The sequence below is a fragment of the Burkholderia sp. HI2761 genome, assembly GCF_002223355.1.
Classification (GTDB): Bacteria; Pseudomonadota; Gammaproteobacteria; order Burkholderiales; family Burkholderiaceae; genus Burkholderia.
The window spans coordinates 1,173,912-1,193,632 of sequence record NZ_NKFN01000007.1 but is presented as its reverse complement, the minus strand read 5'-3'; the positions used below and the strand labels follow the sequence as shown (position 1 = coordinate 1,193,632).

Sequence of the window (19,721 nt, the reverse complement as noted above, 5' to 3'; positions counted from 1 at the left end):
TTTTTTCGGAATCGTTACGCTTGCCGGGCGCCCTTTGCGGGCGGCCATGTCCGGCCAGCGCCCGGAATTATTTTTTATTTTTTTATTTGCGGCCGGTGCTATCGCGGAAAATTCTCCCGGATCAATGCCTGGCGGATATTCGGCATTGGGTCCGGTTTTATTGTCGATTTACTTCATGCTACAACGACAGGCACTGACTTCAACCGTGGAGAGTGTCATCATGAATGCTCCGGCAGTGGCCGCCGAAACGCGCCATTCTTCTTCCGCCGCACCCGCCGCCGGCACGCCCGGCGCCGGTATGCGTCTCGCCGTACAGCCCGTGATTCTCGCCGGCGGTTCCGGCACGCGCCTGTGGCCGATGTCGCGCGAGCGCTTTCCGAAACAGCTGATCGGCCTGCTCGGCGATCACTCGCTGCTGCAGTCCACCGCGCTGCGCCTCGACGGCCTGACGGCCGATCACCCGCTCAACGACGACGTGCTGATCGTCTGCGGGGAGGATCACCGCTTCACGACCGCCGAACAACTGCGCCTGACGGCCAAGAACGCGACGATCATGCTCGAGCCGCTCGGTCGCGACACCGCGCCCGCGCTGACGCTCGCCGCGCTGCGGCTCGTCGCCGGCGGCAACGACGCGGTGATGACCGTGATGCCCGCCGACCATGCGGTCGCGGACGTGCCGCGCTTTCACGCGGCCGTCGCGGCCGGCGTGCACTGCGCCGCGCAAGGCAAGATCGCGACGATGGGCATCGTGCCGAAGCACGCGGAAACCGGCTACGGCTACATCCGCGTCGGCGCGCCGCTCGGCGACGCCGGAACCGGCTCCCTCGACGTACGCCGCCTCGACCGTTTCGTCGAGAAGCCGCACCTCGAACTCGCGCAGCAGTACGTCGCGTCGGGCGAATACTGGTGGAACAGCGGGATCTTCATCGTGCGCGCGTCGGTCTGGCTGAAGGCGATCCGGCAACTCGAACCCGAGATCTACGCGGCCTGCGAACAGGCCGTCGCGCAGGGCAAGGAAGACGGCGATTTCTTCCGCGTCGACCGCGACGCATTCGCCGCGTCGCCGTCGAACTCGATCGACTACGCGGTGATGGAACCGCTCGCGAGCCTGCCGGAACTGTGCGAGAGCGTCGTCGTGCCGCTCGACGCGGGCTGGTCGGACGTCGGTTCGTGGGATGCGATCTGGCAGATCTCGCCGAAGGACGATACCGGCAACGTCGGCCGCGGCCACGTGCTGTTCGAAGGCGCCGAATCGACGTTCGCGCATTCGGAAAGCCGGCTCGTCGCCTGCGTCGGCACGCAGAACCTGGTCGTCGTCGAAACGCCCGACGCCGTGCTCGTCGCGGATAAATCGCGCGTGCAGGACGTGAAGAAAATCGTCGGGCGCATCAAGGCGCGGCAAGGCTCCGAAGCGACCGACCACCGCAAGGTGCATCGTCCGTGGGGCCACTACGACTCGGTCGACATGGGCGAGCGCTTCCAGGTGAAACGCATCGTCGTGAAGCCGGGCGCGCAACTGTCGCTGCAGATGCACCACCACCGCGCCGAGCACTGGATCGTCGTGCGCGGCACCGCGCGCATCACGCGCGGCGACGAAACGTTCCTGTTGTCCGAAAACGAATCGACGTACATCCCGCTCGGTGTGTCGCATCGCCTGGAGAACCCGGGCAAGATGCCGCTCGAGCTGATCGAAGTGCAGTCGGGCGCGTATCTCGGCGAGGACGACATCGTCCGCTTCGACGATACCTACGGCAGACAGTAACGCGTCATACCGTCATGCACCACAGGGCGCCGCTTCGACAGCGGCGCCCGGGCGAGGCAGACATGGAGACACTGGACTTGCGCGCGGGCGTCGTGGCATACGACGGCCCGCGCGTTGCACGGGAACGGCGATCAGCCCACGCGGTACTCGTATTCGCGACGCTCCGACTGCACGGGATCGTTGCGGCTTTCCGACAACGCGCCCGCGCGACGCTCGGCGATGAAGCGCTTGATGTCCGATTCCGCGCGCGCCAGCGCCGACAGGCCGGCCAGCACTTCGCCTTGCGGCTCGCGCGCCGGCGCGTCGCTCGCACCGTGGCGATCGATCCACTGGCGCGCCCAGTCGAGCGCGTACTGCTCGGCTTCCTCGGCATCGGTGAAGCGCGGGCCGATCAGGCCCGAGCGTTCGACGCGGCGGTCGTCCTGCGAGATCTCGGCCCACGCGCGATACATCAGGTTCTGCACGGGCTGCGCGATGCCGCTGATCGTATAGCCGCGATACTCGTCGACCTGCGGCTCGGCCGCGGCGAAGCTCGCCGACGACGCCCGCACATGGCGCGGCTCCGTGCCCGGCGCGCCGGGCACCGTGAACGACACGTCGGAGCGGCCGTCCATCCGGTCGTCCGGCATCGTGCTCAGCGACGCACCCTCGCCCGCCCAAACGTTTGCCTGCGCAACAGGCAATTGCCACGACTCGGGGTTCTGCCAGAACACGCCGCGCAGACGGTCGTTGTCGGGCACGGGCTCCGCGCGACGGGCCGGCACGACCGCCACCGGCGGCGGCGGAATATACGCGAACGTGCGCCCGCTGAACTGCGTCAGCACGTCGATCATCTTCAGCAGCGTGCCATTCGCGAGCCACTCCTCGTAGCGGCGGCGGCACGTCGGCCCGGACGGATAGCGACCGGGCAGCTTTGACCAGGCTTCCCCGGTCGTCAGGATCCACAGCACCGCGTTGGCGACGACGCGCGGTTCGGCGCGTGGACGCCCACGACGGTTCAGCCGGATGGGTTCATCGGCGATCAGCGCTGAAAGGCGAAACCACTCTTCATCGTTAAGCTCATCGAAGAACATAGTCGATCTCTCCACGCAGCCAGGCCGGGGCTGCGATTGGCGGCGCCGTCGCGACACATCGCGTCGCAGGGCGGCCAGGTTGCACATTATGGTTATCCGGCGTTGTGCATACCGGGCGACACCGCACTTTCACGGTGCCGCGATTCCCGGCAATGGCGCACAAATCGCGGTCTCACTCCAATGTGGGAATTTTTGTGCACGAAGCATACCATCCTCAGGGTTTATCTCAATATGACAATGACTTAATGTTACGCACTGAAACAACCTGCCATGGGCGGGCAATCCATTTACGCTTGAATTTTTTTGCGAGATCTTTATGCCGACGGCTGCAAAGGCCCGTCCGGCGGGGCTCCGCAGCGTCTGAAGAATGCCTGTAAACAGGCCGTTGTGGCTTGCTCCGACCCCTGCCGGCAACAATCGCCGGCATGGTTTCCCGGAATCGGTAAATCAGGGAAAAATTCGTAACAAGATATTCACGAATCGGTAAATCATTCGATTCGCAGTGAATCGAATTATCTCCATGCACAATCTTTTTATTGTTTCTCTGCGAGTAATGAAAACACACTGACGCATTGCGCCCAATGTGTCCCCGCATGCAAATCCGTCACGCTTGTTACATTTTCGGTGCAATAGACGTACGGCCGCGCCGCGGCGTGTGCGGCGCGCCGGTTTCGGGTCGGAACGGAAAAGCCGGAGCCGCCAGGCGAAGCGTGCGCCGCCTCAGCTCAGATCGCCGGCCAGCGACGCGGCGACGTCCGCGTCGACGCGCTGCGGCGGCATCGTATAGGCCGGATGATCGCAGCCGATCGACAGCGCCGCCCCGCCCTTGAGCGCGGCGCGCATCGGCGCATCGAACTCGAAGCGGACGAAGTGCACGGCCGACGTTTTCTCGGCGTTGTCGCGCTCGAGATCCTCGTCGGCGATCGCATAGACGCTCGCGTGCCCGTCGACCTGCAGGTACACGCGATCCTCGACACCGATCAGCCGCGCGAGCGCCGCGCGCCGTTCGATCTCGTGCTCGTACTCGATCTGCATCGTCGCCTTCAGGTTGGTGCCGTCGGGCACCAGCGGCAGATACGCGTCGAGCTCCCCTTCGATGCCGGCTTCGTCGAAGATCTTCTCGATGTGCAGCATCTCGTGGATCTGGTAGCGGATCGTCGTCTCGTCCTCGAACAGGAAACGCAGGTGATTGCCGAGCGCCACCGCGCGGCGGCGCTTGTACGCGACGAGCCGCGCGTGTTCGGCCTTGCGGATCTTCGCGTACGCTTCGAGCGTCAGCAGGGAGTCGCGGGTCAGCGTCATGGGATGTCCTCGTGAGTCGGCCGCGGCGGCTCAGATGCCGTACGCGCGGCGCAGCAGCGTCAGCGGATGCGCGAGCGGCGCTTGCGGCAGCCCCTTCTCGCCGATGCCCTGCACGATGTGATGGCCGGCGAGTGCGCAGTCGGACGACACGACATCCGGCTGCGGCTCGGCCATCGCCTTGAACACGGGCGCGCCGATCCGCATCGCGTCCGCATGGAATGCCTTCTTTACGCCGAACGTGCCCGCGTGGCCCGAGCAGCGCTCGACGACGTTCACGCGCGTATCGGGCACGAGCGACAGCGCATCGGCCGTCTTGCGGCCGATGTTCTGCACGCGCGCATGGCACGGCACGTGATACGACACGGTGCCGAGGCCGGTTTTGAAATCGGTCTTCAGCAGCCCGTCGCGATGCCGCGCGATCACGTATTCGAACGGATCCCAGAACGCATCGGCCACCGCGCGCACGGCTGCGTCGCCGGGGAACATCAGCGGCAGCTCGCTCTTGTACATCAGCACGCAGCTCGGGATCGCGCCGATCAGCGCATAGCCTTCACGCGCGTAGCGTTCGAGCACCGGGATGTTGACGGCCTGCTTCGCCGCGACGCCCTCGAGATTGCCCTGCTCGAGCAGCGGCATCCCGCAGCACGCTTCGCGCGTGACGAGTTCGTACGGGATCTCGTTGTGCGCGAGAATCGCGAGCAGGTCGTGGCCGATGCCGGGCTCGTTGAAATTCACGTAGCACGTCGCGTAGACCGCGACCTTGCCGGGCGTGCGTTCGCCGTCGCGCACGGGCGAATCGTCCGAGCGCCGGGCGGCGCGCCGGAACGTGCGCGGCGCGAATTCCGGCAGCCATGCATGGCGATCGACGCCGAGCGCCGCTTCGAGCGCGTGGCGCGCGGGCGGCGTGCGGTTCACCGCATTGACCGTCTGCGTGACGACCGGGATGCCCGCGAAATGGCCGAGCGCATCGGTATTGGACAGCACCTTGTCGCGCAGCGTCGCTTCGCCGCGCTTGTAACGCGCGGCCTTGCCGCGCAGCATCAGGTGCGGGAAGTCGACGTTCCATGCGTGCGGCGGCACGTACGGGCATTTCGTCATGTAGCAGAGGTCGCACAGATAACACTGGTCGACGACCTTGCCGAACGCGGCCTTCGGCACTTCCTCGATGTCGCCCGTCGGCGTGTCGTCGACCAGGTCGAACAGCGCCGGAAACGCGCCGCACAGCGACACGCAGCGCCGGCATCCGGCGCAGATGTCGAAGACGCGCGTCATTTCCGCATCGATCGCGCCCTGGTCGTAGAACGCTTCGGACTGCCAGTCGAGCGGATGCCGGGTCGGGGCTTCGAGACTGCCTTCCTTGTGGGGCATGGGGCGCTCCCGCGTGGCGCGCATGTGCGCAAGCGCACCGCCCGCGCGGTGCGGGCGGCGATGAACGAACAGCCGGCCGCGTGCCGGTCGCGCGGCGCTGCCGTGCGGCCGGCGGCGGCCCCGTCAGTCGACGAGACTGTCCAGCGCCTTCGTGTAGCGGTTCGCGTGGCTGCGTTCGGCCTTCGCGAGCGTCTCGAACCAGTTCGCGATTTCGTCGAAACCTTCGTCGCGCGCGGTCTTCGCCATGCCCGGATACATGTCGGTGTATTCGTGCGTTTCACCGGCGATCGCCGATTCGAGATTCAGCCGCGACGAACCGAACGGCAAACCCGTGGCCGGATCGCCGACGGCTTCCAGGTATTCGAGATGGCCGTGCGCATGGCCGGTTTCGCCTTCGGCGGTCGAGCGGAACAGCGCGGCGACGTCGTTCTGCCCCTCGACGTCGGCCTTCGAAGCGAAATACAGATAGCGCCGATTCGCCTGCGATTCGCCCGCGAATGCGGCCTTCAGGTTCTCTTCGGTTTTGCTGCCCTTGAGTTGAGCCATTTGCGCCTCCGTTCGAGTCGGCGCGGCCGCGTATGACGCCGGGCCGATCAGATATGTGGGGAACGATGCGTGTGCCGGGTGCGCATCGTGCTCTTCAATCTAGGCGCTCGCGCTCGCATCCCCCAATAGGCTTTTTCAATGCGGACGATAGTGTCGGGGCGCAACGCGGCGAATGGCCGGAAGACGGGCGCCGCGGGCACCGCGATCGTCATGCGCGAGGCATCACGCATCCATCGCGCGCCTGAGCAGCAGTTCGCGCTCACGCTCGTTGCGCGTCAGTTCCGCCGCGCGGCGGAACTCCAGCTTGGCCTCGTCGGCGCGGCCGAGCTTCGCGAGCAGATCGCCGCGCACGCTCGGCAGCCAGTGATAGCGCGCAAGCGCCGGATCGTCGCGCAGCACGTCGACGAGTTCGAGCGCCGCGGCCGGCCCGAACGCCATCCCCACCGCGACCGCGCGATTCAGCTCGACGACCGGCGACGGCGCGACTTCGGCGAGCGCGTCATACAGTGCGACGATCTGCGCCCAGTCCGTGTCCGAAGCGTGCCGCGCCCGCGCGTGGCACGCGGCGAGCGCGGCCTGCAGCGCATACGGCCCGCGCACGCCGCCGAGCTTCGTCGCCCGCTCCAGCGCCGCGAGGCCGCGCCTGATCAGCAACGGATCCCAGCGGCTGCGGTCCTGGTCGAGCAGCAGCACGGGCCGGCCCTGCGCGTCGATGCGTGCATGCATGCGCGACGCCTGCAGCTCCATCAGCGCGACGAGCCCGAGCACCTCGCTTTCGTCCGGCGCGAGCCCGGCCAGCACGCGGCCGAGCCGCAACGCCTCGTCGCATAGCGACGGACGCATCCAGTCGTCGCCCGCCGTCGCCGCATGGCCTTCGTTGAACACGAGGTAGATCACTTCGAGCACCGAGGCGAGCCGCGCGGGCCGCGCATCGGCGGCCGGCACCTCGAACGGCACGTGCGCCGCCGCGAGCGTGCGCTTCGCGCGCACGATCCGCTGCGCGATCGTCGGCTCGGGCGTCAGGAACGCCCGGGCGATCTCGCCCGTCGTCAGCCCGCCGAGCAGCCGCAGCGTCAGCGCGACGCGTGCGTCGGTCGACAGCACCGGGTGGCACGACGTGAAGATCAGCCGCAGCAGGTCGTCGCCGATGTCGTCGTCGCGCGCGTCGGCGAGTGCGTCCGCGATATCGGGGACGACATGCGCGTCGAGCGCGTCCATCTCGTGACCAAGCTGGTCGCGCTTCGCCGCATGAAGCGACTCCTGCCGGACCCGGTCGAGCGCGCGACGCTTCACGGCCGTCATCAGCCAGGCGGCCGGATTGTCGGGCACGCCGTCGACGGGCCAGTGCTCGAGCGCGGCGACGAGCGTGTCCTGCGCCAGTTCCTCGGCCACGCCGACGTCGCGCACCACGCGCGCGGCGCGCGCGATGATCTTCGGCGCCTCGATTCGCCAGACCGCTTCGATCGCACGATGAGTCGCCTCATGCGTCACGACGCCTGCCCCTGGGCGGACGCATCCAGCGGCATGGCCATCAGTTCCCACGTATGGCCGTCCGGATCGGTGAACCCGTGGCCGTACATGTTCGGATACTCGCGCGGCGCCTGCGGCGCGGTCCCGCCGGCCGCCAGCGCCTTCGCGACGATCGCGTCGACTTCGGCGCGGTTGTCGCACGACAGGCACGACAACACCTGGATGTGCGTCGCCGGATCGATGATGGTCTTGTCGGTGAAGGTCTGGAAAAACGGCCGCACGAGGAGCATCGCGAAAATCGTCTCGCTGATCCGGATGCAGGCGGCCTGATCGTTGGTATAGGCCGGCACGATCTCGAAGCCGAGCGCCTGATAGAACGTCTTCGCGCGCGGCAAGTCGGCTACCGGCAGATTGATGAAAACCATCTTGTGCATGACGGGTGCTCCCGGTGAGGGTGGATTCAGGCGTGGCTACGGCCGACGTGGAGATCGCGGAACCGCTCGACCGCCTCGCTCGGCGTGAGGTCGTCGAGCTCGAACAGCGGCCGCACCTCGATCTCGCAATCGAGCTCGGCGCCGAACGGCGCGGGGAACCGGCGCGTCCATTCGAGCGCTTCGTCGCGCGAACGCACCTGGATCAGCGTATAGCCGGCGATCAGTTCCTTCGTTTCGGCGAACGGGCCGTCGATCACCGTGCCCTTGCCGCCCGTGTAGCGCACGCGCCAGCCATGGGCGCTCGGCCTCAGGCCGTTGGCGTCGAGCAGCACGCCGGCCTTCGCCAGTTCCTCGTGATAGACCGTCATGGCCTCGACCAGCCGGTTGTCCGGCAACGCGTCGGATTCGCTGACGGCGTTCGCCCGGATCATGATCATGAATCGCATCGTTCACTCCTTGTCGTCGGTGGATGGCGGCGCCCGTTCCGCGGCGCCTTACCCGGACGACGGGCGGAAGACGGCCGGATCGACACGCGCCACGACGAATCAGGGTAAATACCGAGTCGTGACGCTCACAGGAAGCACGGGCCGACCGCGCGCACCTCGACCGTGCACCATTGCGCGGCCGGGCACTGGCGCGCGATCTCGATCGCTTCTTCGCGCGTGTCGACGTCGACGAGGAAGAAGCCTCCGATCATCTCCTTCGCCTCCGCGAACGGGCCGTCGAGCAGGCGCGTCTCGCCGTCGCGCACCTGCACGCGCGTGCCGCGCTCGGACCGCTCCAGCGACTCGACGCCGCGCAGCACGCCGCGCGCCTTCAGCGACTCGGCGAAATCGACCATCCGCGCGTAGAGCGCCTGACCTTCGTCGAGCGTGCGCTCGGCGCGCTGTTCGGTCGGTTCGACAATCAACAGCATGTAAGACATGGATTTCTCCTGTGGGGACGGGGTGCTGCGGCATGCGCCGGGTGAGCGGCATGCGACGCTCGATGCGAAAGCGTAACAGCCGCGGGGCGGCTTGCCGCATCGTTGGCCAACCGGCACTGGCCGGACGGCCATTTCGGCCGCAGCCTGACATTTTGCCTTCAAGATGCGGTCCCGAACTGTCGGATTCTCATCCCGTGGACCGTCTCATGTCACGCCCGCTCCCCCTGTTTGCCGCTGCGCTGCTCGTGGCGTTGTCCGTCGTGCTCTGCGCGCCCCTCTTCGCCCGGCTGGCCGCCGCGCCGCCGCTCAGCAGCGGCTGCGGCGGCGCGGCCACGGCGATTGCCGAGATCCGCCGCGCCGGCCGGCCGTCGCCGCTCGCCGGGCAAACGACGTCGATCGAAGCGGTCGTCACCGCGGCGTTCGGCGGCGCCGACGGCCTGGGCGGCTTCTTCGTCCAGCAGGCCGACGCGCAGCGGCAACGCCGGCCGGGCGTTTCGGAAGGCCTGTTCGTCCACGCGCCGAGCGCGCGCGCCGAACCCGGCGATCTCGTGCATCTGACGGGCAGGGTCGACGAGCAATACGGCCGCACGCAGTTCACGCTGTCTGGCCGCGTGACCGTCTGCGCGCGCGGGCAGACGGTCACGCCGGCGGTGCTCGCGCTGCCGGTCGCGTCGCCCGCCGTCCTGGCCGCGCACGAAGCCATGCGCGTACGCCTGCCGCAAACGCTGACGGTCAGCGATACCCACGAACTCGGCCGCTACGGCAGCATCGTGCTGAGCAACGGCCGGCTGCGCGTACCGACCCAGGTCGCACTGCCGGCCGACGCTGCCGCGCAGGCGGCAGCCAACGCGCTGAACCGCATCGTGCTCGACGACGGTTCGAGCCGCCGCGACCCGGCGACCGTCCGCTATCCGCCGCCCGCGCTGAGCGCCGCCAACACGCTGCGCGCGGGCTACACGGTACGCGGCGTCGAAGGCGTGCTCGAGTTGCGCTACGGCGCATGGCGGCTGCAACCGGTGGCCGGCACGCCACCGGTATTCGACGCCGCCGCGAACCCGCGTACCGCGGCACCGGCCCGGCATCCCGATGCCGACGTGCGCGTCGTATCGTTCAATGTCTTCAATTATTTCAACGGCGACGGCCGTGGCGGCGGATTCGGCGCGCCGGCCGACCGCGGCGCGAAAACGCCTGCCGCGTTCGCGCGGCAGGAAGCGAAGATCGTCGCGGCGTTGCGCGCGCTGCGCGCCGACGTGATCGGACTGATGGAAATCGCGAACAACGGCCACGGCGACGCGAGCGCCGCGAGGCGTCTCGCCGCGCAACTCGGCGACGGCTGGCGCGCGGTCGATCCCGGCACCGCGCGGCTGGGCCGCGATGCGATCGCGGTCGCGCTGCTGTACGACAGCCGCACGGTCGAGCCGGTCGGGCGCGCCGCCACCGTCGCACTCGGCGGCCGGCACCGCCCGCCGCTCGCGCGGACGTTCCGGCGCATCGGCGGCACGCGCGCGTTCACGGTCGCGGTCAATCACCTGAAGTCGAAGAACTGCCCGCATGCGAGCGGCGCCGATCTCGACCAGTCCGACGGCCAGGGCTGCTGGAATGCGGCGCGTACCGAGGCGGCCGCGCGCGTCGCCGACTGGCTCGCCACCTCGCCGACGGGCGTCGCGGCCGATGGCGTGCTGCTGATCGGCGACCTGAACAGTTATGCGAAGGAAGACCCCGTGCGCACGCTGGAAGCGCGCGGCTACGCGAACCTGGTTGCGCGCTTCGTCGGCGATGCTGCGTACAGCTACGTATTTCGCGGCGAAGCCGGCAGTCTCGACCATGCGCTTGCCACGCCGCCGCTCGCCGCGCGCGTGAAGGCCGTGCAGATCTGGCACATCAACGCGGATGAACCGCTCGTCCTGCAACCCGTGCCCGATTACAAAACGTCCGCGCGACGGTCGGCTTATTACGCGCCCGACGCCTACCGCTCGTCGGACCACGATCCGGTCGTCATCGACGTCGCGCTGGACGGCAGCGGGGTGCAATCGGCGCCGGGCACGAATCGTGCGCCTCGATCCGGTGTGGATTAGTGCAATTGCATCAGTACGCGACCTGCAACGGCACTATTTACCTGATGGGCCGGCAACGCCATATTTACCGGGCCTTCACTGCGATCCGCTGCTCGACATGCTGCCTCGTCCGAGACGCGAAATTTTTTCAACCACCGCCCCGCCCCGCGTGACGGGGCTTTCCGGCGATCCCGCCGACGAATTGAAAATTTGTCTCGAAACTCGGGCGGATCAAGTGAATCACACTAGTTGCTGGGATTCGTCTTATCTTCAAATTAGCCTGGAATCAAAGGAGGATAAACACCATGGCGCTTACCGACTCGATCGAACACAAGCTCGACCGCGGCTTGTCCGACATCCGCCGCACCGGCCGACGCGTTGGCCGTACGACCCGCTCCGCCGCCCGCGATCTGCAAGCCGACGTGAGCGACGATCTGCGCGGGCTGGTCGATGAATTGGAAGATTTGCTGAAAAACGATGGCGATGGCGATATCGCCGCGTTGCGCAAGCGCATCCAATCCCGGATCGACGAAGCGCGCGGCGCGCTCGACTACGCATCGGGCAGCGCGGCCGCCCGGCTGCGCGATTCGGCCGAACGCATGTCGCAGGTCGTGCACGAGAATCCGTGGCAGACCGCCGGCGTCGTCGCTGGCCTCGCGTTCGTCGCAGGGCTGCTCCTTTCCCGCCGTTGAACGGGGCGACCGGCACCGCCGCCCGCCCCGCTGCCCGCACCGTCCGTCCTCAATCAGACAACGAAGGAGAAACCGCCATGCAGAAATCCCTCGCCATGAAAGCCGCCGCTGCCGTGATGCTCGGCAGCCTCGCCCTCGCCGGTTGCACGACCACGTCCGACAAACCCGATAGCGCCGCGGCCAGTGCGTCGAAACGCCAGTCGATCGACGCCAGCGTGAATGCAACGCTGTCGCGCCTGTATTCGACGGTGCCGGGCTCGCGCGATCTGGTCTCGAAGGCACGCGGCGTCCTCGTGTTCCCGAACGTGCTGCAGGCCGGCTTCATCGTCGGCGCCCAGTCCGGCAACGGCGCGCTGCGCGTCGGCGGCAGTACCGTCGGCTACTACAACACGTCGTCGCTGTCGGTCGGGCTGCAGGCCGGCGCGCAGTCGAAGGCGGTCGTGTTCCTGTTCATGACGCAGGATGCGCTCGACTCGTTCCGCAAGTCGGAAGGCTGGTCGGCCGGCGCCGACGCGTCGGTCGCGGTCGTGAAGGTCGGCGCGAACGGCGCGGTCGACACCACCACGGCCACCGCACCGGTGGAAGTGCTGGTCCTGACCAACGCGGGCCTGATGGGCGACCTGTCGGTGAACGGCACGAAGGTCACCAAGCTCCACATCTGACGACGCGGCACGCGGCCTCGCGCCGCATTCGCTTCCCGGCAGCGCCGCGGCCCCGGCCGCGGCGTTTTCGCATGTGTCTCACGCAGCGGCTATGATGGCGGCACCTTTGCGGGCATACTCCGCAAGGGCCGCCCCGCCGCGCATTTCGCCGCGAACCCGTGAGGTTCGCGAACCGATCGCACACAGGGCAACGCGATTCAATCAAACCACGCATCAATCTGCGCGAATGTCTCCCATGGATAGCGGACAAGACCACCAAAAATTTTTATATTTCCTGCTGTTCGCGGTCACAGTCGGACTCTGCTGGATCCTCGCACCGTTCTTCGGCGCCGTGTTCTGGGGCACCATTCTCGCGATCCTGTTCCAGCCCGTGCAGCGCTGGCTGGCCGCGCGCTTCGGCAAGCGGCGCAACCTGGCCGCGCTCGTCACGTTGTCGTTGATCATCCTGATCGTGATCCTGCCGCTCGTGTTCGTCGCCGGGACGCTCGTGCAGGAAATCGCGTACGTGTACCAGGAAATCAAGACCGCGCAGCCGAACTATTCGCAGTACTTCCAGGACATCATTCACGCACTGCCGTCGTCGATCCAGCATCTGCTGCAGAAATACGGGCTGACCAACATCCCGGGCATCCAGAAGAAGCTGACCGACGGCGCCGCGCAGATCAGCCAGTTCGCGGCCACCCAGGCGCTCAGCATCGGCCAGAACACGTTCCAGTTCATCGTGAGCTTCGGCGTGATGCTGTACATGGTGTTCTTCCTGCTGCGCGACGGCGGCGAGATCGGCCGCCGCGTGCGCCGCGCGCTGCCGCTCGACGACGAGCACAAGAACCTGCTGCTCGCGAAATTCACGACGGTCGTGCGCGCGACCGTGAAGGGCAACATCGCGGTCGCGCTCGTGCAGGGTGCGCTCGGCGGCCTGATCTTCTGGATCCTCGGGATCGAGGGCGTCGTGCTGTGGGGGGCGTTGATGGCGTTCCTGTCGCTGCTGCCCGCGATCGGCGCGGGCCTCGTGTGGGTGCCGGCCGCGCTCTACCTGCTGATGATCGGCGCGGTCTGGAAATGCGTGATCCTCGTCGTGTTCTGCGTCGGCGTGATCGGCCTCGTCGACAACCTGCTGCGCCCGATCCTCGTCGGCAAGGACACGAAGATGCCCGACTGGGTCGTGCTGATCTCGACGCTCGGCGGGATGGCCTTGTTCGGCATCAACGGCTTCGTGATCGGGCCGCTCGTCGCCGCGCTGTTCATGGCGAGCTGGGACATCTACGCGCGCGCCGAACAGGGCGAATGACGCGCGGCCGGCCGCCGGCGATCCGCACGCATGCGGAAAGCGCCGGTCAAGGATGACGGATATGGATCACGACGGGCGCCGCGGCGCCCGTTGCTTCATCCGCCGCGACCGTCATCACGCCGCCGTACGGCCCGACGCGATGAACGTGGCCCGGCGCCAGCCGCACGCTTCGTTCGTCGCGCGCATCGCGCCACGTCACACGCACCGCCGCGCCGCCGTCCGACGCGAACGGCGCGCCGTCGGGCCCGACCAGCGCCACCTGCACACCGGCCAGATGCCGGCCATGCGCATCGAACCGGAGCGTGGCCGTTGCCGCGCCATCGGCCGCCTCCCGCGCGTCGATCTGCACGCCCGCCGGCGCATCGAGCGTCACGTCGTAGAGATCGACGAGCGAACCGGTGAACCGCACGACGCCATCCGGCGTGGGCTGTCCAGCCGCCATCGCGTTCGGCATTGCATTCGACATCGCGAGTACGACACCGAGCCCGAACACCATCCTCCGTACGACTGCGGCGCCCACTGCCGTTGCCGATCGCTTCGCGTTGTCGCGCATGTTCCCTCTCCTCTGCCGCGTTACCGGAAAAACAGGCGGCGTGACGCGTCGGTCACGCCGCCTGTGTACTGGCAATCACTGTAGGGAGAGCGGCCCGGACAATATATGGGACAAGTCCTAAACTGCAGCCGGATGGATTGAACTCAGCGCGGTCGACACGGGCCCGCGGCCCGATGCGACCGATGTCGCATGCCCGTCACGCGTCCGGATCGACGCGCAGCACGAGCTTGCCGCGATGGTCGCCGTCGAACAGCCGGTTCAGCACGTCGGGCGCGTTTTCGAGACCGTCGGCCACGGTTTCCTCGGCCTTGAGGCGGCCGTCGCGCAGCCAGCCCGCGAGCGTCTGCACGGCTTCGCGGCTCTTGCGGTAGTCGAGGATCAGGAAGCCGCGCATCGTCAGCCGCTTCGAGATCAGCACGCCGACGTCGTCGGCCGCGCGGCCGCTGTTGTAGTTCGAGATCACGCCGCACAGCGCGACGCGCCCGCCGATCACCATCCGCGACAGCACCGCGCGCATCACCTCGCCGCCGACGTTCTCGAAGTTCACGTGCACGCCGTCCGGCGTCGCCGCCTTCAGTTGCTGGCGGAAATCGTCGGCCTTGTAGTCGACGGCCGCGTCGAACCCGAGCGTCTCGGTCAGGTAGCGGCACTTGTCCGCGCCGCCCGCGATGCCGACCACCCGTGCGCCGTGGATCTTGCCGATCTGCCCGGCGATCGAGCCGACCGAGCCGGCCGCCGCCGACACGACGAGCGTTTCGCCCGGCTGCACCGGCGCGATGTCGGTCAGCCCGTAGTACGCGGTCAGCCCGCTCATCCCGCATGCGCCGAGCAGCGTCGGCAGCGGCAGGCCCGACTGCGCGGGCAGCTTCACGAGCTGCGCGGCCTGCTCGGCCGGCACGACCGCATAGTCCTGCCAGCCGACGAGCCCCTGCACGAGATCGCCTTCCGCGAAACCCGCATGGCGCGACGCGACCACGCGGCCGATACCGAGCGCGCGCATCACCTCGCCGATCGCGACGGGCGGCAGGTACTGCGGCACGTCGCTCATCCATACGCGGTTGGTCGGGTCCATCGACAGATACAGCACGCGCACGAGCACCTCGCCGTCGGCGAGCGCCGGCACCGGCGTCTCGACGAGCGAGAAGTGTTCGCGGCCGACCCGCCCTTCCGGGCGCGTCTTCAGCAGCAACTGGCGATTCACGGGTGTCGACATGATGTTCTCCTCCAATCGTTGTGGTTCGGGATACGCGTCAGACCGCGCACATGCCGCCGTCGATCACGAGTTCGGCGGCCGTCACGAAGCGGCTCTCGTCGGACGCCAGATACACGGCCGCGTGCGCGACGTCGTCCGGCTCGCCGAGCCGGCGCAGCGGAATGCCGCGCGCGAGCTTGCGCGTCGCGTCGCGTTCGCCGAGCGACTGGAACAGCGGCTCGACGATCCCCGTGCGGATGAACGCCGGGTGAATCGAATTGCAGCGCACGTCGATCTCGCGGCGCGCGCAGTCGATCGCGACCGACTTCGTCAGCGACGCGACCGCCGCCTTCGACGTGTTGTACGCGGTGAAGTCCGGTTCGACCTTGAACGCCGCGACCGACGAAATGTTGATGATCGACGCGGGATGGCTCTCGGCCAGATACGACAGCGCATGCTTGCAGCCGAGCATGATGCTCTCGACGTTGACCGCCATCACGCGCCGCCACTCGTCCAGCTCGATTTGCGCGGGCGAGCCGACCGAGCCGACGCCCGCGTTGTTGACCAGCACCGACAGCCCGCCCATCGCATCGGTCGCCTGCGCGAGCAGCGCCTGCCAGCGCGCTTCGTCGCGCACGTCCTGGGTTGCGGCGAACGCGACCGGCGTCGCATGGCCCGCGTTGAGTTCCTGCGCGAACGCGTCGAGCACCGCCGCTTCCGCGATGTCGGTCAGGAACACGCGCGCGCCCTGCTCGACCATCCGGCGCGCGATCGCACGGCCGAGGCCGCCCGCGGCGCCCGTGATGTAGGCGCACTTGCCGGCGAGGCGCGGAGAAACGATTGTCATGTGACCTCCTCCTGTCGTGAATCGTCGTCGCGGAACGCTGCCGCGACGGGGTTGCCGTGCATCTTCCAGCCGACATGTGCCGGTCGCGGGTGTGCCGACATGGCGACGCAACGCACGGTTCCCGCGAGTATATCGAGATAACCTGGACGCACGCCGAACCGGCCGGGCGGCTTGCCCGCGGTGAAACGACAGCCAGCGTACGCGAATGCCGCCAATCGATGAAATGAATATTCGTTATGCCCGGTCATAGGCGTCGTTCATGACTTGCACGTACCGGCGCCCATGCGCAAACCGCTCGGCGCGGCCGGTCGGATGGGCTGCGTCGAGTAATAGTCGATCATCGGGAGAACGTGCGTTGCGTTGCGCACGGAGGAGAACGCAATCGGGAAGCTGATCCGGCGTGGAATCGTGCAACCTGCCGGAAAACGCCGGACGAACGCCGGGGGCAAGAAGGCGCCAGGCAGGCGGCGCCGGAGCGCCCGCCCTCGACGACCGTCAGAATCCGTCGCCCGACGGCGCGCGCACGAATGCGCAGAGCTGCGGCGAATGCGTGTCGATCATCTGCTGGAACGGCGCACGGTGCCCGTACGCGATACCCGACACGAGCAGCAGGCAGACGGCCGCGACGCGCGGCGAGAACGCGCGCTGCCGCGCGCCGTCGTAGCCGCGCAGGAACACCAGCGCGACCAGCGCGCCGAGCATCCAGCCGACGACGACTTCCGGCACGGTGTGCGAATGATCGAACACGCGCGCGACGGCCGTGATCGCGCCGACGGCCAGCCCGGCCGCGATACCGGGCGCCTTGCCCGGCCGGAACGCCTGCCACAGCATCGACAGCGCGACCGTCCACACGGACGTCGACAGCATCGTATGGCCGCTGATCACGCGGAAATCGAATTGCGGCAGCTCGATGCCGCATCCGGCATACAGGATCTTCGTGGCGCCGACGATGCCCATGGCGGCGGCCAGCAGCACGCCCCAGCGGGCGGCGAGGCGCCAGTCGGTCAGCGCGAGCCATGCCGCGCAGGTCAGCGCGATCGGCAAGGTCAGCGCGGCATCGCCGATGTTGCTGATTTCACTCCACATGACGGACTTCGGGAACGATCGAAAGGCCGCAGTTTACCGCATGCGCGCGGCGCACCTGTGTCAGCCTGTGACAGGCTGTATCAGCCCGCGACACCGGTAATCAACAGCAGGTTCGTGCCGGTGATCACGGCGAACAGCGCCCAGGCGGCCACCTGCATCCCGCGCCCGATCGCGTGTTCGCCCATCGTGCCGCGGTCGCTGACCGAGCGGATCAGCGGCCACATCGCGAACGGCAACTGCAGGCTCAGCAGCACCTGGCTCCACACGAGCAGTTGCCCGACCGAGCCGTCGCCGAGCCACAGCACGCCGATCAGCGCCGGCACGAGCGCGAGCCCGCGCGTGATCAGCCGACGCTGGTAGCACGGGATCTTCGTATGCAGGAAGCCGTCCATGATGACCTGGCCGGCGATCGTGCCGGTCAGCGTCGAGCTCTGCCCCGACGCGAGCAGCGCGATGCCGAACAACAGCGCGGCCGCGCCGCCCGCGATCGGCGTGATCAGCCGGTACGCCTGCTCGATGTCGGTCACGTTGTGCTGGCCGGTCGCATGGAATGCCGCGCCCGCGACGACGAGGATCGCCGCATTGACGAGCATCGCGACGAACAGCGACACGATGGTATCGATGCGCACGATTGCGAGCGTGTCGCGGATCACGCCGCGCGCGCCGCCGACCACGTGCCGCGTCTGCACGACCGACGAATGCAGGTACAGGTTGTGCGGCATGATCGTCGCGCCGACGATGCCGAGCGCGAGCACGATCGCATCCTTGCGGTCGTGACCGGGATCGCCCGGCACGAGCCCGCCCACCACCGCATGCCAGTCGGGCGGCGTGATCGCCACCTGCGCGACGAAGCAGAACGCCATCGTCGCGATCAGCCCGAGCACGATCGCCTCGATCTGCCGGACCCCCTTGCCCTGCAGGCCGAGCACGATCACCGTGTCGAGCGCGGTCAACACGACGCCCCACGCGAGCGGCACGCCGAGCAGCAGCTTGAACGCGAGCGCGCAGCCGAGCACTTCCGCGATGTCGCACGCGATGATCGACACTTCGGCGGTGATCCACTGCACGACGCGGCCGAGGCGGCCGTAACGGTCGTAGCTGGCTTGCGCGAGATCCTTGCCCGCGACAAGGCCGAGCCGCGCCGCGAGCATCTGCAGGAAGATCGCCGCGAGGCTCGAGAACGCGACGACCCACAGCAACGAATAGCCGAACTGCGAGCCGGCCTGGATATCGGTCGCCCAGTTGCCGGGATCCATGTAGCCGATCGCGACCAGCAGGCCGGGGCCGAAAAAACGCCTGAGCTTCAGCCAGCGCGGCGCGGCGGCGTCGATCGTGATGCTGCCCTTTACTTCCGACGGGCAGAAAGGGGCGGTGGCGGTGGTGGGGAGGAAGGGCATGGAAACCGGGAATCGAGATCGCGACACGACGATTCTACGGGTATCCGGCCCGTTTTTCCGCGCCCGGTCACGCACGCGTCGCAACACGCGGCGGCGCGCCCGTCATCCGAATCGGGCGACGCCGCGCCGTGCGCGAGGATTTTTTCCCGTTCGGCGACGCGAAATTCGGTAGGCGACATCAACAGGCGCTGGCGAAACAGCTTCGCGAGCCGCTCGCCGCTGCCGAGCCCGGTACGCCGCGCGACCTTGTCGGCCGGCAGCGTCGTATGGATCAGCATGTGGCACGCACGTTCGAGCCGCACGTGCTGGACGAACTCGGTCGGCGTCACGCCGATTTCCTTCTTGAAGCGCCGCAGGAAATTGCGCTCGCTCATCGCGGCCGCGTGCGCGGCGTTCGCGATCGAGATGCGGTTCACGCTCTGCGCGCGCAGCCGCTGCGCGGACATCCGGATCGACGGGCTCGCGCTCAGCTCGCGGAACGCCCACATCGACTGCACGTAGCGCTGCTCGACCGGCCGCATCATGTTGCTGGCGATCTCCTGCGCGGCGCCGTCGCCGAGGTCGGCGCGGAACATGTCGAGCGCGGCGGCGAACACGTCGGTCTCGCCGGGCCGCGATTCGATCGTCGTGGCGGCGGCGCGCCCGGCCCTGCCCGGCCGCACGTCGATCGACGACGACGGCCGCCGCGTGGCGGCGAGCGCGGGCAGATCCATCGCGTCGACGATCCAGCGCGCATGCTGACGAATGTCGGCCAGGCGTCGCTGCAATGCGTCGTCCCAGTTGACGGCCGCGCGGTCGCCATGAAGATGAAAGAACGCGAGCGCACGGCGGCTGTGTTCGTCGCCGAGCGGATCGGCCGCGATTCTCACGCCGGACGACGACTGCAACAGCCCCCCGCTTTCGGACACGTACTTAAGCTGGTAATCCACGCCGTATCCATGCAGGCGATTCGCCAGATTGAAGGCCTCGCCAAGACGCGCGGCCTGGGCCAACGAAAACCCCGTACTCAAATAGATAACGACCCACCGCTGATCTGCTGCATTCACTGGCCAAGCCCCCGACTTGTTCGA

General features: G+C 67.8%; 19 protein-coding genes. 5 read left to right on the top strand and 14 right to left on the bottom strand.

Annotation, left to right across the window (positions count from 1 at the left end):
• Positions 1 to 220 precede the first annotated feature (220 nt).
• Complete coding sequence (locus CFB46_RS23010; protein WP_089501399.1) at positions 221 to 1,762, top strand: mannose-1-phosphate guanylyltransferase/mannose-6-phosphate isomerase; 1,542 nt, start codon at positions 221 to 223, stop codon at positions 1,760 to 1,762.
• A 131-nt stretch (positions 1,763 to 1,893) separates the two neighbouring features.
• Here the strand turns inward: CFB46_RS23010 and CFB46_RS23005 are convergent, their stop codons facing one another.
• From CFB46_RS23005 to CFB46_RS22960, 8 genes are all read right to left on the bottom strand, one after another.
• Complete coding sequence (locus tag CFB46_RS23005; protein ID WP_089501398.1) at positions 1,894 to 2,835, bottom strand: transposase; 942 nt, start codon at positions 2,833 to 2,835, stop codon at positions 1,894 to 1,896.
• A gap of 720 nt (positions 2,836 to 3,555) precedes the next feature.
• Positions 3,556 to 4,137, bottom strand: coding sequence for a DUF3501 family protein (locus CFB46_RS22990; RefSeq protein ID WP_089501396.1), 582 nt, complete (start codon positions 4,135 to 4,137; stop codon positions 3,556 to 3,558).
• A 30-nt stretch (positions 4,138 to 4,167) separates the two neighbouring features.
• Positions 4,168 to 5,505, bottom strand: coding sequence for a heterodisulfide reductase-related iron-sulfur binding cluster (locus CFB46_RS22985; protein ID WP_089502309.1), 1,338 nt, complete (start codon positions 5,503 to 5,505; stop codon positions 4,168 to 4,170).
• Between the two features lie 123 nt (positions 5,506 to 5,628).
• Positions 5,629 to 6,051 carry a rubrerythrin family protein gene (locus CFB46_RS22980; protein ID WP_006497294.1) on the bottom strand — a complete coding sequence of 141 codons (423 nt, stop codon included), beginning with the start codon at positions 6,049 to 6,051 and terminating at the stop codon, positions 5,629 to 5,631.
• A gap of 222 nt (positions 6,052 to 6,273) precedes the next feature.
• A complete protein-coding gene (locus CFB46_RS22975; protein WP_089501395.1) occupies positions 6,274 to 7,542 on the bottom strand; it encodes an RNA polymerase sigma factor in 1,269 nt (422 codons plus the stop codon).
• The gene (locus tag CFB46_RS22970; RefSeq protein WP_089501394.1) at positions 7,539 to 7,955 is read right to left on the bottom strand and encodes a VOC family protein; all 417 of its coding nucleotides are present in this window, start codon (positions 7,953 to 7,955) and stop codon (positions 7,539 to 7,541) included. The genes CFB46_RS22975 and CFB46_RS22970 overlap by 4 nt, the downstream gene beginning before the upstream one ends.
• Positions 7,956 to 7,981: 26 nt before the next feature.
• The gene (locus CFB46_RS22965) at positions 7,982 to 8,401 is read right to left on the bottom strand and encodes a YciI family protein (RefSeq protein WP_027782497.1); all 420 of its coding nucleotides are present in this window, start codon (positions 8,399 to 8,401) and stop codon (positions 7,982 to 7,984) included.
• 125 nt (positions 8,402 to 8,526) lie between these two features.
• Positions 8,527 to 8,880, bottom strand: a complete 354-nt coding sequence (locus tag CFB46_RS22960) for a YciI family protein (RefSeq protein WP_027782496.1) — start codon at positions 8,878 to 8,880, stop codon at positions 8,527 to 8,529.
• A 206-nt stretch (positions 8,881 to 9,086) separates the two neighbouring features.
• Here CFB46_RS22960 and CFB46_RS22955 point away from each other — a divergent pair, with 206 nt between their 5' ends.
• From CFB46_RS22955 to CFB46_RS22940, 4 genes are all read left to right on the top strand, one after another.
• Positions 9,087 to 10,955 carry an ExeM/NucH family extracellular endonuclease gene (locus tag CFB46_RS22955; RefSeq protein WP_089502308.1) on the top strand — a complete coding sequence of 623 codons (1,869 nt, stop codon included), beginning with the start codon at positions 9,087 to 9,089 and terminating at the stop codon, positions 10,953 to 10,955.
• A 284-nt stretch (positions 10,956 to 11,239) separates the two neighbouring features.
• Positions 11,240 to 11,626: a DUF883 family protein gene (locus CFB46_RS22950; RefSeq protein ID WP_034205288.1), complete on the top strand. Its 387-nt coding sequence runs from the start codon at positions 11,240 to 11,242 to the stop codon at positions 11,624 to 11,626.
• Positions 11,627 to 11,703: 77 nt separating this feature from the next.
• Positions 11,704 to 12,288 (top strand): BPSL1445 family SYLF domain-containing lipoprotein, encoded by a 585-nt coding sequence (locus CFB46_RS22945; protein ID WP_027782493.1) that lies wholly within the window; start codon positions 11,704 to 11,706, stop codon positions 12,286 to 12,288.
• Positions 12,289 to 12,523: 235 nt separating this feature from the next.
• A complete protein-coding gene (locus CFB46_RS22940) occupies positions 12,524 to 13,576 on the top strand; it encodes an AI-2E family transporter (protein WP_027782492.1) in 1,053 nt (350 codons plus the stop codon).
• Positions 13,577 to 13,622: 46 nt separating this feature from the next.
• Here CFB46_RS22940 and CFB46_RS22935 read toward each other — a convergent pair whose 3' ends face one another.
• The 6 genes from CFB46_RS22935 to CFB46_RS22900 form a co-directional block, all read right to left on the bottom strand.
• Entirely contained in the window at positions 13,623 to 14,129 is a 507-nt protein-coding gene (locus tag CFB46_RS22935; RefSeq protein ID WP_089501393.1) for a thioesterase, read from the bottom strand.
• A gap of 196 nt (positions 14,130 to 14,325) precedes the next feature.
• Positions 14,326 to 15,342 carry an NADP-dependent oxidoreductase gene (locus CFB46_RS22930; RefSeq protein ID WP_043177915.1) on the bottom strand — a complete coding sequence of 339 codons (1,017 nt, stop codon included), beginning with the start codon at positions 15,340 to 15,342 and terminating at the stop codon, positions 14,326 to 14,328.
• A gap of 37 nt (positions 15,343 to 15,379) precedes the next feature.
• Entirely contained in the window at positions 15,380 to 16,168 is a 789-nt protein-coding gene (locus tag CFB46_RS22925) for an SDR family oxidoreductase (protein WP_089501392.1), read from the bottom strand.
• A 495-nt stretch (positions 16,169 to 16,663) separates the two neighbouring features.
• Positions 16,664 to 17,254, bottom strand: coding sequence for a phosphatase PAP2 family protein (locus CFB46_RS22910; RefSeq protein WP_089501390.1), 591 nt, complete (start codon positions 17,252 to 17,254; stop codon positions 16,664 to 16,666).
• An 80-nt stretch (positions 17,255 to 17,334) separates the two neighbouring features.
• Positions 17,335 to 18,651 carry an Nramp family divalent metal transporter gene (locus tag CFB46_RS22905; RefSeq protein WP_089501389.1) on the bottom strand — a complete coding sequence of 439 codons (1,317 nt, stop codon included), beginning with the start codon at positions 18,649 to 18,651 and terminating at the stop codon, positions 17,335 to 17,337.
• A complete protein-coding gene (locus CFB46_RS22900; protein ID WP_089501388.1) occupies positions 18,600 to 19,643 on the bottom strand; it encodes a helix-turn-helix domain-containing protein in 1,044 nt (347 codons plus the stop codon). Before CFB46_RS22900 ends, CFB46_RS22905 begins: the two co-directional genes overlap by 52 nt.
• Positions 19,644 to 19,721: the final 78 nt, after the last annotated feature.

Bases quoted from the DNA above. Each gene is read 5' to 3' on its own strand.
- CFB46_RS22985 (WP_089502309.1), bottom strand. From the start codon at position 5,505: ATGCCCCACAAGGAAGGCAGTCTCGAAGCCCCGACCCGGCATCCGCTC.
- CFB46_RS22925 (WP_089501392.1), bottom strand. From the start codon at position 16,168: ATGACAATCGTTTCTCCGCGCCTCGCCGGCAAGTGCGCCTACATCACG.
- CFB46_RS22905 (WP_089501389.1), bottom strand. From the start codon at position 18,651: ATGCCCTTCCTCCCCACCACCGCCACCGCCCCTTTCTGCCCGTCGGAA.
- CFB46_RS23010 (WP_089501399.1), top strand. From the start codon at position 221: ATGAATGCTCCGGCAGTGGCCGCCGAAACGCGCCATTCTTCTTCCGCC.
- CFB46_RS22980 (WP_006497294.1), bottom strand. From the start codon at position 6,051: ATGGCTCAACTCAAGGGCAGCAAAACCGAAGAGAACCTGAAGGCCGCA.
- CFB46_RS22940 (WP_027782492.1), top strand. From the start codon at position 12,524: ATGGATAGCGGACAAGACCACCAAAAATTTTTATATTTCCTGCTGTTC.
- CFB46_RS22965 (WP_027782497.1), bottom strand. From the start codon at position 8,401: ATGCGATTCATGATCATGATCCGGGCGAACGCCGTCAGCGAATCCGAC.
- CFB46_RS22960 (WP_027782496.1), bottom strand. From the start codon at position 8,880: ATGTCTTACATGCTGTTGATTGTCGAACCGACCGAACAGCGCGCCGAG.
- CFB46_RS22950 (WP_034205288.1), top strand. From the start codon at position 11,240: ATGGCGCTTACCGACTCGATCGAACACAAGCTCGACCGCGGCTTGTCC.
- CFB46_RS22990 (WP_089501396.1), bottom strand. From the start codon at position 4,137: ATGACGCTGACCCGCGACTCCCTGCTGACGCTCGAAGCGTACGCGAAG.
- CFB46_RS23005 (WP_089501398.1), bottom strand. From the start codon at position 2,835: ATGTTCTTCGATGAGCTTAACGATGAAGAGTGGTTTCGCCTTTCAGCG.
- CFB46_RS22955 (WP_089502308.1), top strand. From the start codon at position 9,087: ATGTCACGCCCGCTCCCCCTGTTTGCCGCTGCGCTGCTCGTGGCGTTG.
- CFB46_RS22945 (WP_027782493.1), top strand. From the start codon at position 11,704: ATGCAGAAATCCCTCGCCATGAAAGCCGCCGCTGCCGTGATGCTCGGC.
- CFB46_RS22970 (WP_089501394.1), bottom strand. From the start codon at position 7,955: ATGCACAAGATGGTTTTCATCAATCTGCCGGTAGCCGACTTGCCGCGC.
- CFB46_RS22935 (WP_089501393.1), bottom strand. From the start codon at position 14,129: ATGCGCGACAACGCGAAGCGATCGGCAACGGCAGTGGGCGCCGCAGTC.
- CFB46_RS22930 (WP_043177915.1), bottom strand. From the start codon at position 15,342: ATGTCGACACCCGTGAATCGCCAGTTGCTGCTGAAGACGCGCCCGGAA.
- CFB46_RS22910 (WP_089501390.1), bottom strand. From the start codon at position 17,254: ATGTGGAGTGAAATCAGCAACATCGGCGATGCCGCGCTGACCTTGCCG.